Here is a 13,554-nt window from a genome sequence, read left to right as displayed (position 1 = left end):
CCAGTTTTAGAATTAGGGTTGGGAATGTGAGCCGACGGCGCTAGCCGCGGGTGTCATACGGAACCCGACGCTAGCGCGTTCGGCTCACCCCCAATATTTATCTGGTTGAATCACTAGTGGGCATAAGTGCTGCTCGCTGTGGCCTTTTCAGCCCATTGGATGCTTGTTTCCGCCTCGATGAGTCCAACGGCGTCAATCTCATTCCAGCCTTTGACGTTTACGGAGTCGAGATAGATGCGGACGCGATCGGTAGCCACCACGTCTTCGAAGCGGATCTTCGATACGCCCTGCCCCGTTCCCACGTCTATTGACGTCGGGTCGTCGCCCTCCCAGGCAGTCTGTTCATTCCCCGCTGCGTCATAGTAGGTCACCTTATGGACGGCGCCCGGGTTGCAAGTCTCGTAGACGTTGACGCCGATCGCCTGAACGCGGTTCTGGTAGCTGATTTCAAGCCATTCTGCTTGATCGTCCTGAGTCAATGGCGACCAGGCGTGCTTGTAGTCGCCACCGATCCCGCGATTCGCCGGTTCGCCGATTGCCTGCTCCGGTCCCCAGTCTCGTCCTCCGGGGAGGTAGGCTATTTCGGTATCGGCCGTGGAACTTCCGAAACTTCCCCAGAAGCTCCCCACCATGCCTCCAGATTGCCGATTGATTCTCAGCGCCACAGCGATCGAAGCGACATTGGCTGGGTCGACTTCCGAGTCAAACTCGAACACAATCGGTTTCTGCTCCGGGTAAGCCATGGTCTTGGTCGACTTGACAGCCGTCTGCTCAGCAAGGGTAAGGCCTTCGTTGTCTAACAGCCTGAGCGTTACATCGAACGAATAGCCGGTGAAGTAGAGAGTCGAGTATGCGTTAACCGTCACCCTTATCTTGTCGGCGGGTAAGACCTCAGGGTGAAGATTCTGAATCCCCAAGTTCTTTCGATAAACGACATAGGGTGGTTCTCGACCTTCATCACCTTGGCCAGTGGCTTGGTGCGCGTACTTGCCGTTCAACCAGACGGGCGTCGTCTCGCCCCAGCGACAGGGGACGATACGCTCGAGCCCACAGGCGGCCTTCTCGACGTTGCCCAGAAAGTCGCTCGTTGCATCGAGTCGCTTTCGTACATCTCGAAGCGGCTGGTAGTCTTCATCCCCTGCTTCGACAAGCGTCACACGCCCCGTCGATCCGCTGCCGGTGCTCTCGAACGTGCTGACGACCTCGTCCAATAACCAGAGCCCGCCTTCGGTCAATCGGAACTTAGCGGTGAAGTAGAAGTCTTCGCTGAGCATTTCGTACTCACGTGTTACTGGATCCCGCTTGCCACGGCTCGGATACGTTGCACGTCCGACGATCTTCCCCGGTGCCCTGCCCTCGGGCGTCTCAAGCCAATCTTCGAATCGGATCGTGCAAAAAGGCTTGGCATTGCCGTCAACGAAGTAGTTCTCCTCCGTCGGCAACTGGCTCTCACCGTTGATCTCGATCTCGCATCGTTCGAACGACTTGCCAGGCAGGTAGGCCCAGGAAATGAATCGCAGCATCGTTCCGATATCGAGAGTCGGCCGGTTGCGGACGGGACGTAGCGTCAGTTTTCTGGTCTTCTGGTCCGTCATGTCCTGTACGCTGACGCCGAAATTATCGGCACGATGGGCGAGCCGCTTCGAGGCACACTGCCACCCCCAGCCGGTCGCCAACTTGTCAAGTGTATTTCGGTCAGAGAAGGAGCGAACCGCCACGAACGGCTCGTCGGCCATTCCGTTCGCTTCGCGACCATCAGCGGTCAACATATTCAGTTTCCCCGTCAAGGGAGTCTTGTCCGATTGCCGATCCCGTGCGAGTTGGACCAGGACGTTGCCCGCCGAATCGAAGATAACTCGTTCGCGGTAACCCTCTTCTTGCGTGTAGTCGTAAATGAGTCCCGTCCGTTGCTGCAAGTCAGGCAACAGCCATGCTCGGTTCGCCTCGACGTACTGGTCGACAACAGCGGAAGTCTGTTTGTTCAATTCTCGGATCGAAGCCACGACGGAGCTAGACGCCTGAAGAACGGGTTCTTCACTGTAGTCGATCACCACGTTTTCCAGGTGATACCCAATGGCGGTTCCCGCGGCGGTCGGTTCTGCATCGAACAGCCAAAGGCCAGGCTCGTAAACACGGAACGCCCAATCGAAGCGGCTGGTGGTATCCTCCTTCAAGTGGCCGTTCTTGGATTCTCTTTCTTGACGAATCGCCTCGACGTGGAGTGGAACCACGTGGTCGGCATCGATCTGGTGCGGTTCGCTTAGTTTTTCTGTAACGATCGTTTCCTTGTCACGTTCGTCGTCGCGAAACGTCGACGTCAATTCGATTGGCATCAGCGTCTTCGCATCGAGCCGAAGAACTCCGCTGCCCAGCTTGTAGTACAGATAGCCCGCCCAGCGTCCCGATACGCCGCCTCCGAGCCTCGCTCCCAGAGAGCCATCGCTATGGAATCGAATTTGAATCTGATCGTTCGAGTATTCAACCACCTCCATCGTCGCCGCGTTTGACGTGGAATCAGCGAGCGATTGCAGCAGTACAGCAACCAGTGGCGTGTAGGTGATCCCTCGCTTGATCGACGCACCGGCGGTCTGTGGATCGGCGATACGGAACTCTTGCCGCTTACCGTCGCGGTGGACGAACGCATAACGATAGCTCGGTACGCCTGGCGGCGTCCCATCGAACCAATAACGGTTCGCTTCTAAGATTGCTGCCAGCAGTTTGGTGGTCTTGAGATCGCCGTCTGCCTCTGCCGCTTCGGGTGCCGACGTTCCCTTGTCAGCCTGACGAGTGTCTGGCATTGGAGGAGCAGCGACCACACGGCCCGCGCTGAGCATCAGCAAGGCGACCGGTAAAAGCAGCCAACGATACCGCTGTGTGAGCGTAACGAAAACATGCAATTCCAAGGCGAGTAAATTGCCAGCCCAGCCTTGGATTCGTGCTTGCCTGGCAAACCGTTGCTGCGGCACTGTTTGTTTCATCCGGAACTCTTTGTGTTCTTCGTGTGCATTTCCCACAAGTCGACAGCCAAAGATCGACGAAGGCCCCAGCTCTCGTCTTCGTAATTATAGCAATCTTCAAAGGCACTACCTAGTGATTGATTCCCAATCAGTCCTACGGCAACAAATGAGGCGACGAGTCCTGCAATCTCATTGATTCAGGCCGGTTCCTATTGCACTATAACGCTTCCATCCGTTTGCACCGCGATTTGGGTGGGGCTATATTCCTACCATCAACCAGCGACGAAAACACTATAGGTACTAGATTGCTATTATTGTAATGCCTGTCACCGCTGAGGACTAAAAGCCGGTACAAAATGCGGATATGATCTAAACTTACAGTATTTACAGGACCTCGCACCCAAGGTACAGATTAATGCTAGAGCAGTTGCTCGCCAAAAGTGTCGATGGAACCGACGCATCGCAACATACCACGTTACGACAGCACCTAGCGGATGTTTTCGAGTCTGCGATCGGCGTCGTCGACGCAAGCGGATGCGATCAGTTAGCAGCGTTCGGTCTTTCGCCGAGCCAATGGTATGATCGCTTTCGTCAAACGGTACTCTTGTCAGCAGCGATTCACGACCTAGGTAAAGCGAACAATCACTTTCAGCGGATGATCGCGGGGGATTCCAAACCACAGGCGATTCGCCACGAATGGATTTCTGTCTGGTTGGCCGAACAACCGGTTGTCAAAGCTTGGCTCTTGCCAGCCGTCGATCGTTGCGAGCGATGTTGGCACATCGCGATGGCAGCCGTTGCAGGGCATCACCCGAAACATAGCCATTGCTCACCGCAGGTAGATTGTTTTGGTAGCGAGGCTATCGAAGTCTTTGCGGAACACGCTGGCTTTCGTTCATGCTTGCTTCAGATTCAGTCACAGCTCGGTCTTGGCGAACCGCCTTCGCAGATTTCAACGATATTGCACGAAGGTGTAAAGGACCACCAGCGCCCACGCCAATTCTGTTCCATGGTGCAACAACTTGCCGACTTCTTCGCCGACGAAATTTTTGTAGATCCTCCCTGGCGGCGGTTTTGTGCGTGCGTGAAAGCTTGTGTCATCGCCAGTGACGTCGCTGGCTCGGCACTGTGGGAACATCTTGACACGCAGGCAAGCCGGCAGAACTGGATCACGGAAACTTTAAATCGACGCCCCTCAACCGAGCAGCTTGAATCGATCGTGACAAATCGGCTCGATGGAAACATGCTGCGAGAGTTTCAGCTAGCGATCGCCGGCTCTGATGCCAGTATCACGCTCGTGGAAGCGGGCTGTGGTAGCGGCAAAACGGTCGCAGCCTATCAGTGGGCGGGCCAGCAACATGCGGGACGACGACTTTGGTTTTGCTATCCGACGACCGGCACCGCAACGGCCGGATTTCAAGGCTACCTTTTGGAAGCGGAAACGAACGATCCGAACAAGCAATCGGTTGTCGACGGAGCGGATCTGTTTCATAGCCGCCAGCAATACGACATGCTACAAATGCTAGGATCGCGAGAATCCGACGAGACGATGGATGATACATCCGTACGCGTCGAATCACTCAAGGCCTGGGACACGAAAACCGTTGCCTGTACGGTGGATTCATTACTTTCAATTTTACAGAACCAAAGACGCGGTTTGTACTCATGGCCTGCGATTTCGCAGTCTGCAATCGTCTTTGATGAGGTTCATTCGTACGACGACATGTTGTTCGGAAATCTGCTGACGTTTCTTCGTGAACTGCCAGGGATTCCAGTGCTCGTGATGACGGCAAGCCTGCCGACGTCGCGGCGAAATGCAATTGAAAAGGCAGCCAAGGGGGGCAATCGGAGTTTTTGCTGCGTTGCGGGGCCAGAAGACTTGGAGCAGCTTCCGCGATACATTCGTCACAAGCTAGGCGTGTCGGTGACGCGCGACGATGCGTTGGAACTTGTTCGCGATGAGTTTGATTCCGGTGGTCGCGTGCTTTGGATCAGCAACACGGTTGAGCGAACCCGAAAGCTCGGCCTCGAACTCGCTGATTGCAATGCCCGTGTTTACCACAGCCGGTTTATCTACAAGGACCGGGTTGACCGGCACAACGAAGTAACCGCGATGTTCGATTCAACAGATGCAGGCTGTGCCACAACCACTCAAGTCGCCGAAATGTCGTTGGATCTAAAGCACGCGACCTTGCTGGTTACTGAACTCGCTCCGATACCCGCACTCATTCAACGACTCGGTCGACTCAACCGAGCAATCCACCCCGATCAGCCAGCAGAAGAGCGTCCGGTTCGACCTTTCATCGTGATTGACCCGGTACGTGATGACGGTGAATTTTCATCGGCACCATATAGGGAAAGTGACCTTGAACTTGCACGAACTTGGCTCGACAGTTTAGGAACGGAACCCCTCTCTCAAGAGCAACTCGTCGAGGCATGGAGGGCGATGGACATATCTGAAAAGATTGAACTTGAAACAAGCGGTTGGCTCACGGGAGGCATTGAAACACCAGTCGACGCGATTCGCACCGCTGGATACGGAGTCACCGTAATTCGCGAAAATGATTTACCCAACGCGAAGCGAGATCGTTCAGTGGTCGCCTATACCCTTCCGATGAACTATCCCGTTTCGGACAACTGGCAACTGGGGAATTATCGGCACGGAGGCTTCCCAGTCGCATCCGAAACCGCGATCGACTACTGTTCCGAAACCGGTGCCGTCTGGAGCACGTTTGTGATTATCTGATCGCCGATGGCGTTAACGAATTCTCTGCTTCACAATTTGAAACTTGGCAGCCAAATTGTAGGTGCTCAACGCAGGCTTGCGATCTGCAACTTTAGATACTACACTCTGGGTTTAAAGAGTCAATGCTACAATTTGTGTGTCAAGTCTCGTAAAAAGTTGTGAAGCTTTCCCCAAAATGTGCTTTATTTAAGGGTAGAGGAGAAAAGTTATGAAAAATGAGACAATCACTATTTCCGAAGCGTTTGCATGTAATTGACCAGTCTGATCAGAGGTGCGGTGTAGCCGGTGATTCGTGCGCTGAATATGTACTTGAACGCTGCGAGCCTCTCATATCGGATCCAAGGTTGGCGGTTCTTGAAAATCCACGTGCATATCTCGCTAAGTCCGCCCAACGAGCCTGTAGTCGATACTTCCATCGTAAACGCAAAATTGACCTTGTGTTGCAGCCAAATGGCATTGTCGACGGCTTTACAAGTAATTACCGAGATCCATGTCAAGTCGTTTGGGATGCTTTAGAATGCCTTCACGATGAACTGAGCAGTCGGGAACGAATTTGTGCGGAGTGTCTTGCAATGGGATTTTCGAAAAAGAAAATTGCCGAGCGACTAAGTGTCTGTCCATCCGCTGTAAGCAAACTATCGAAACAAGTTATGCGAAAGATCGAAGAAAGGATCATTGAACATGGTGCAACCAATTGAACTAGCGTTTCCCGTGATGGGACGATCTCCCATTCCGGCGGATCATGGCTACGCATTGCTAGGCGCGGTCACGCAATTGATTCCAGCCGTTCACGGCGGAAACGGATTTGCATTGGCTCCCATTCCTGGGCGGCAAGTCGGTGACCGAAAAATGGCTTTGACTCGAACCAGCCGTCTAGTTGTTCGCACGTCAGCGGATCGTGTCGGCGAGTTTTTGCCGCTTGCCGGCAAACAAATCATGCTTGTCGGTCGCTCGATCACTCTTGGTGTTCCTACGGTTCAACAATTGGAACCTGCACCGCGACTACGAGCACGCATTGTGACGATCAAAGGTTTTTTTGAACCAAACGAGTTCGCGGAAGCCGTTCAGAGACAACTCGACAAGCTCGAAATTAAGGACGCCGAGATCAACGTGGGGCGACAGCGGACGATTCGCGTTAAACAAAATGAAATTCTCGGGTTTGAAACGACGTTGTCCAAGCTCGACGATGAATCGTCGCTAAAAGTACTCGCCGAAGGTATCGGCGGGCGGCGACACATGGGGTGCGGCGTTTTTGTTCCTTGCCAGGAGACCAATGATGGCCAAGACAGCTAAAGCAAAGGTAGCACCTCCCGATCACTTGGAAGTCAGTCTGTTTGATCCTGAAATGGACCTTTTGCTCCGGGCGGGAATCGGCGGACTGGCAACGACACTGCGATGGATCGAACGTTCGATTCAAAGCGAGCAGTACGACGAGGATGATTTCCCCGAATCATGGATCGATGATGGTGTGCCGTGGGAACTGAGTTCGGACAAGATCCTGTTCCGGTTCGCAGATCCGGAAAAAGTCGAGGACGTTTTCAAGCCGATTTTCCAGGCCGCGTTCGGTTTGTGCGAGCGAACGATCGACTTGCAAACGACTTACCTCGGCAAACAACAGCAATCGGTACGAGTCAATCTGCAGCGAGGCTTGATGCTGACGTTTCTGCAACACGGGAAGACACGTACTGGAGAAAAGAAGGACTCCGAGCTTAACATCGAGATCGATGGTAAATCGTTCCAGTTCAGCACACGATGCCTCGATTGGTACAAGCATCAAGACGGCTACCAAGATTTGATTGATAAAAAGAAGGGGACGTTGTCGCAGAAATCCGCCGAACTTCCTGGAACGCTCTATCCAGGTGCTGCTGTCCGGCACAATGGTTTCGCAGGGCAAACGAAATACGAAGGTAGCGTTTCTCAACTGCTGGCTGCGTACTTCGCACCGATCGGAACATTGGCCTTGCCGATCAATCGAGGTTCTGCCGTGCTGTTGGTGCCGGATGTGCAGGATTTGCTGTTGTTCGCTGACAACCGACGCAAGATCACACCTAGCAGCTACCGCGATTGCCTGATCGGTGGCAGTGGTGATGCGGTGCTACAACTCTACGCTCGGCTGCGAGGCGATGACACAAAACAGCGACTCGCCGTCGCCTCAGTGACCGCGTTTGTATTCAGGCCAACCGCTTGGGCCAGTCAACAGAAATCGCGAGTCGCTGCGGAAAAGATTGAACCGCTCGACCAGCGGCGACTGGAGATTTTTCGATACGCCAAAGACCACTTTGCACCGCGAAAAGCGTCTCGAAAAGTGACCGTGAAAACCGGCAAAGGCAAAGCGGCCAAGTCGACCGAGCGTGAGGAATTCTTTTGGAGCGATAGTATCGTGCGTCCGCTGATCGCCGACAATCTGGCTCATCGTCGCGATTGGTTCACCGGATTTACCAAACTGTTTGTTGACCGCGATCCAGCAAACGGGAAACCCTTTCGTGATCGCTTACCTTTTGAACGAACAGGATTGATTGCCATGATCAAAGCAGACGTTTGGGACAAGCCTGGGCAGATGGCTCTCATTGGAGCCGTACACCATGCGCTTCGTGGGCGATACGGACAGATTGCCAGCGAGACAGCGAATCAAAAAGCCGCGATGCAAAATCGGTTTCGTGGCGAATACGAGCGTTGGCGACTGGCCTTTTCGGGTGCCAAGACCGCCGATCAGTTTCGCCACTCAATTTGTGATTTGTTCAGCCGCGTGCCGGCCAACAAGGAGTTGCAAGCGAATTGGACCGAAGTCCTGCCGTGGTTAGACGAATCCGGCTGGCAACATGCTCGAGACTTGGCACTGCTGGCGTTGGCAAGTTATCAAGGCAAAGGGGCGAAAGAACTCGCCGCAGCGGCGGAAGCATCCGAAGATGCAGATTCAGCAAGCGCATAAGCAACGTAAAGCAACAACTCTAAACCCATCAAGGAACCAAAAATGACCATGCACATCTTCGCCAACATCGTTACCGATTATGGAACCGCCGCAAACAACCGTGGTGAAACCGAAGGCAACACGACCACCCTGCAGAAACTGATTTGGAAAGGAGCGGTGCATACCACCGTCAGTGCCGAAGCCATCCGATTTGAAACACGAAAGCATCTTGCGTCGATGGAATCTGGCGGCACCAACCGAACTTGGAACGAAGACACACGGACCAATGATTGGCAGAAACCGGGATTCGATGGCTGGGCAAAGGAGAACGGTGATACTTTTATCGACGATGACTTGCTTGGTTACATGTCTGCCGAAGCCGCAAAGGAAGAAGGGCAAGCAGGCTCGGCCAAGGTACGCCGTGCCGTTTTGGAAGTCACCCGAGCGGTCAGCCTGACGCCATGGCCAGGTGACACGACGTTCAACGCCGCTTCGCCCGGCGCAACGCCATCCGCTGCAAAGAAAGGTAACAACCCAGTCCCCTACGGAGCGGAGATTCACGCCACTCGCTATCAATACGGGATCGCAATGACACCGGATCGCCTGCGACAAAGTGACCGTGCCGCAAAGGCTCTACAAGCGATCGCTAACCTGCGAACGGTCGCTGGAAATCACGGTCGGTTCCTGTTCGATTTCTCTCCAGCCGCAATTGTGTTTCGTGTGACCGAAGATCCCGCACCCCGTTTGCTGTATTGCTTCGGAACACCCGATGCTGGCCATACCCTTTCAGCGGATGAACTCGTCCGCCGTGTGAAGTCGGGCGACATCAACGCAAGCGAGCTGATTGTTGGTGGTGAGTTGGCGACAACAGATTCCGGCAAAGCCTTGGCCGAACTGGGGGCTGACGTAAAAGACGGAATCAAGGCCGCAACGCAAGCTGTTTGTGATCGGATCGCGAAGGTGTCGGCATGATTGGGCTGTACGTCACCGTGCCGATCGCTTCGTTTCGTCGCGGTGCAGCTCGAGAGTATTGGGAAACGCTGCCACTGCCCTCACCCTCGACAGTCTATGGTTTCCTATTATCAATGGTTGGCGAAGTCGATCGCACTTGTCACATCGGTGCGCGGTGTACCGCTGGTGTGATCGGCCATCCCGACGAAAGCACCGTGCTGCGAAAGCTCTGGCGGATTAAGGACAAGAAGCTCGGCTTAGGCAACGGTTCTAATGTGCGACCTGATTACCAAGAATTATTGACCGATGTTCGTTTGGTGATCTGGTTAGACTCCAGCGAAGAAGTGACGGAGAGCGAAGGGACTCTGCAGCAACGCGTGGCTGCGTCACTGACAACCGATGGCCGAAGTCGTATCTCGCGATTTGGTGGATTGAGTTTGGGAGAGAGTACTCATATGGTCGACGAGGTCTTGCCGATCCAGCGTGCTCCCGAATTGGCTGACGAGTCGGTTAGAATGTTCCTGCTTGACAAAAGCGGAAATTTTACACTTCCCGTTTGGGTCGATCACGTCGGTTCGTCAGGCACTCGAAACGCACTAGGGCGTTTGATCGAGGTTGGCTTTGAACCACCCGATGTCAGTCGATTACCCAAAATCCAAGATTCAAAGGTACTCATGACGAAATGACCGATGCCTCTGAAACTGCAAATGATTTCACCACCTCCGAAGAGCCGCCGATTCGGGTGATGGCACTGCATGCGCTGCTATATTGCCCGAGGTTGTTCTACCTAGAAGAAGTCGAAGGGTTGTACGAAGCGGATGACCGTGTCTATGCAGGTCGAAGGCTGCACGAAGAACGAGTGCCGAAGCTCGATGATGACTCGCGAGAGCTTCGCTCCTTTGAAGTCTCGTCGGACTCGATCGGGTTGTTCGGCAAAGTCGATGCTGCGCGTATTCGTGATGGTGGTTGGGTCGCCTACGAACACAAAAAAGGTCGTTGCAAACGAGCAAGCAGTAGCGACAAAACACCGATGGCTTGGCCTAGCGACCGGATGCAAGTCGCCGCCTATGCGATGCTGCTCGAGGAACAACTCGGCCAAAGCGTAACCGAAGGTCGCATTCGCTACCACCAAGACAACGTGACCGTTTGCGTGCCGATTGATGATGCGATTCGCGCCGAAGTCCACGCTGCTGTCGAGATGATGCGTCAGCTTCGGCGCTCCGACGATCGACCGCCAGTGACCGATAATGAAAAACTCTGTCGGCGTTGCAGTCTGCGGGTGGTCTGTCTGCCGGAGGAAGAACGCATCACGACTCAGCCCGAGGGTGAACGGGATCGTGCCACCTTGTTTCCCTCTCGACGTGATCGCCGAACGCTGCATGTCACAACCGTCCCAGCGACCGTCAAGCGATCGGCCCGACAGCTGCACATCGAAACGGAAGAGAGCACAAAAAAAGTACCGATGGAACAGGTTGACGCCGTGGTGCTGTATGGCGGTGCCCAAATCACCTCCCAAGCGATCGCGGGTTGTGTTTATGAAAAAATCGCCGTGCAGTGGGTGACCGCTGGCGGACGGGTCACCGGGATGGTGGAAACTCCCGGCCGAGTCCGCCAACGAATCCGCCAGTTCACTGCGCTGACGAGCCCCGATGTTTGCTTGCAGTTGGCTCGCGTAACGGTGGTTGCGAAAATTCAGTTCCAACTCCAGTATTTACTGCGAGGCACCCGCGGCAACGAAAACGCGCGCGCTGCCGTACAGCCGGACATCGAAATGATTCGCCGCGCGGTCTCGCGAGCGGAAAAATCGGAGTCGATCGATTCGCTGCGAGGCGAAGAAGGCATCGCAGCTCGACATTACTTCGCGTCGTTCAATCACTTGTTGACCGATCGTGTTGCGGAGTCGCTGCGGATGAACGGTCGCACGAAGCATCCACCCCGTGATCGACTGAACTGCTTGTTGTCGTTTGGCTACTCAATGATCTTTGGGCTGGTCCAGCGAACGATATTGACCATCGGGCTCGAACCTTCGTTTGGATACTTTCATCAACCGAGATCAACGGCTCCACCGCTGGTGATGGATGTGATGGAGTTGTTTCGGACGCTGTTGTGGGAGATGCCGTTAGTGGGCAGTTTGAATCGTGGCCAGTGGGATGAAACCGCCGATTTTGAGATCTGTCCGGGGCACGTTTGGCTGTCCGATGAAGGTCGCAAGAAAGCGATCAAGCTGTTTGAAATGCGATTAACCGAATCCTACCGCCACCCTCACACCGAGCAATCACTGGAGTATGGTCGGATGGTGGAATTGGAACTGCGACTACTAGAGAAAGAGTGGAGTGGTGCCAGTGGCGGATTTGGTCAACTTCGCATTCGATAGGCCCCCGTTCAATAGACGAGGTACATGCAAATGACAAGCGAACAAAAATGGAACTTGGTATCGTATGATGTGCGTGAACCCAAACGATTGCGTCGGGTAGCGAAGTTGCTCGAAGGCTATGGCGAACGCGTGCAATACAGTCTATTCAGAGTTCGCGCGACCGCCGAGCGACTGGAAAAGTTGCGTTGGGAGCTTTCTGAGTTAATGGCCGCTGAGGACGATTTGCTGGTCATTCCGTTGTGCGACCGCTGTGCAGCGAAAGTCGACGATCACTCACGTGGCGACCGCAGCGATTGGAGCGAGCCGCCGGCCAGCTTTGAGATCCTGTAACGATTCCAGCATCGGAGTCTGGCGAGCCTGTGCCCAGTCGCCAGCGGCATTGATTTTTGGTAATTTGGTTGTTTCGGTCCTTTTTCGATCACCGTACACGTAGCGTGATCCATGAGCGGATTATAAGTCGATAACGGGAAACTACTTAAGCGAATTCGAAAGATTGCAAATGCCACTGTGCATCACTTTGGGTGTCGTGGTTGACGACATCCATGAAAACGCATTTGATAAGTCGTTCTTCCGCCGACATTTACGTGAAGTGCAGTGATTGATCCGTTAACGCCAACCGGCGTTGAGCACTCGATCGGATTGCTGCGGAGTCGTGGTCCAGTGCCGTGATTGATCCGTTAACGCCAACCGGCGTTGAGCACAAAACGGTCGGTTAGGTGCAAACTTGGCCGGCCGTGTGATTGATCCGTTAACGCCAACCGGCGTTGAGCACAGTCTCGCGTCCCAACCGTAATGACAAGCCGGACGTGTGATTGATCCGTTAACGCCAACCGGCGTTGAGCACAATCATCACGGACCAAATCAATTACTTACTTTCGGTGATTGATCCGTTAACGCCAACCGGCGTTGAGCACAACCTCGAACGTTCAAAGAGGAACTGGAAATCCTGTGATTGATCCGTTAACGCCAACCGGCGTTGAGCACTTGAACGCTCTACGTGTGGAACGTGTGCCCACTTCGTGATTGATCCGTTAACGCCAACCGGCGTTGAGCACGTAGTGACTACGGAGCACGGCTACGTACTCAACGGTGTGATTGATCCGTTAACGCCAACCGGCGTTGAGCACAACTTGGCACGGTTGAGAGCCGTGCAACTAGCGGCGGTGATTGATCCGTTAACGCCAACCGGCGTTGAGCACTCTGGCGAAGGCCGGTAGATACAGCGATCACAAGGTGATTGATCCGTTAACGCCAACCGGCGTTGAGCACGAAGGTGACTGGTTCGGCACTGCGTTGATCGAAAGTGATTGATCCGTTAACGCCAACCGGCGTTGAGCACACCGACTCGCGAAAAGATGGCTTCAGCGAAAAGTTGTGATTGATCCGTTAACGCCAACCGGCGTTGAGCACCGATTGACGGAGCCGGAACAGACCTCGCTGTGGATGTGATTGATCCGTTAACGCCAACCGGCGTTGAGCACTTAGGTATCCCGCCTTGGTAACCTTCGACGAACACCGTGATTGATCCGTTAACGCCAACCGGCGTTGAGCACATCTATACGCACGTCTCACTTTACGCCGACCAGAGTGATTGATCCGTTAACGCCAACCGGCGTTG

The 13,554-nt window shown here is 54.2% G+C and carries 9 protein-coding genes and 1 CRISPR repeat array (1 of these 10 cut by a window edge); of the genes, 8 read left to right on the top strand and 1 reads right to left on the bottom strand.

What is annotated here, in order from left to right; all coding sequences use genetic code 11:
* Positions 1–113: 113 nt before the first annotated feature.
* On the bottom strand, positions 114–2,978 hold the full coding sequence (locus tag Q31b_RS06670) for a hypothetical protein (protein ID WP_146598921.1): 2,865 nt from the start codon (positions 2,976–2,978) through the stop codon (positions 114–116).
* Between the two features lie 394 nt (positions 2,979–3,372).
* Here Q31b_RS06670 and cas3 point away from each other — a divergent pair, with 394 nt between their 5' ends.
* The 8 genes from cas3 to cas2 all read left to right on the top strand — a co-directional run bounded on the left by cas3 (position 3,373) and on the right by cas2 (position 12,266).
* Complete coding sequence (gene cas3, locus Q31b_RS06665; protein ID WP_146598920.1) at positions 3,373–5,703, top strand: CRISPR-associated helicase Cas3'; 2,331 nt, start codon at positions 3,373–3,375, stop codon at positions 5,701–5,703.
* A gap of 215 nt (positions 5,704–5,918) precedes the next feature.
* Positions 5,919–6,401: a helix-turn-helix transcriptional regulator gene (locus tag Q31b_RS29605; RefSeq protein ID WP_146598919.1), complete on the top strand. Its 483-nt coding sequence runs from the start codon at positions 5,919–5,921 to the stop codon at positions 6,399–6,401.
* Positions 6,385–6,996: a type I-MYXAN CRISPR-associated protein Cas6/Cmx6 gene (cas6, locus tag Q31b_RS06655; RefSeq protein ID WP_146598918.1), complete on the top strand. Its 612-nt coding sequence runs from the start codon at positions 6,385–6,387 to the stop codon at positions 6,994–6,996. The genes Q31b_RS29605 and cas6 overlap by 17 nt, the downstream gene beginning before the upstream one ends.
* The gene (gene cas8a1, locus Q31b_RS06650) at positions 6,980–8,632 is read left to right on the top strand and encodes a type I-MYXAN CRISPR-associated Cas8a1/Cmx1 (RefSeq protein WP_197171070.1); all 1,653 of its coding nucleotides are present in this window, start codon (positions 6,980–6,982) and stop codon (positions 8,630–8,632) included. The genes cas6 and cas8a1 overlap by 17 nt, the downstream gene beginning before the upstream one ends.
* Positions 8,633–8,674: 42 nt before the next feature.
* Positions 8,675–9,583 carry a type I-B CRISPR-associated protein Cas7/Cst2/DevR gene (gene cas7i, locus Q31b_RS06645; protein ID WP_146598916.1) on the top strand — a complete coding sequence of 303 codons (909 nt, stop codon included), beginning with the start codon at positions 8,675–8,677 and terminating at the stop codon, positions 9,581–9,583.
* Entirely contained in the window at positions 9,580–10,248 is a 669-nt protein-coding gene (gene cas5, locus Q31b_RS06640; protein ID WP_146598915.1) for a type I-MYXAN CRISPR-associated protein Cas5/Cmx5/DevS, read from the top strand. Before cas7i ends, cas5 begins: the two co-directional genes overlap by 4 nt.
* Entirely contained in the window at positions 10,245–11,936 is a 1,692-nt protein-coding gene (locus Q31b_RS06635; RefSeq protein WP_146598914.1) for a type I-MYXAN CRISPR-associated endonuclease Cas4/Cas1, read from the top strand. The genes cas5 and Q31b_RS06635 overlap by 4 nt, the downstream gene beginning before the upstream one ends.
* A gap of 30 nt (positions 11,937–11,966) precedes the next feature.
* Entirely contained in the window at positions 11,967–12,266 is a 300-nt protein-coding gene (gene cas2, locus Q31b_RS06630) for a CRISPR-associated endonuclease Cas2 (RefSeq protein WP_146598913.1), read from the top strand.
* Positions 12,267–12,530: 264 nt separating this feature from the next.
* Positions 12,531–13,554: direct repeats of the CRISPR family, unit length 36 nt; unit sequence GTGATTGATCCGTTAACGCCAACCGGCGTTGAGCAC; it runs 5,971 nt beyond the window's last position.

The sequence above is a fragment of the Novipirellula aureliae genome (assembly GCF_007860185.1).
Taxonomy (GTDB): Bacteria; Planctomycetota; Planctomycetia; order Pirellulales; family Pirellulaceae; genus Novipirellula_A; species Novipirellula_A aureliae.
Note: the sequence above shows the minus strand (reverse complement) of the source record. Positions and strands in the feature narration are given on the sequence as shown.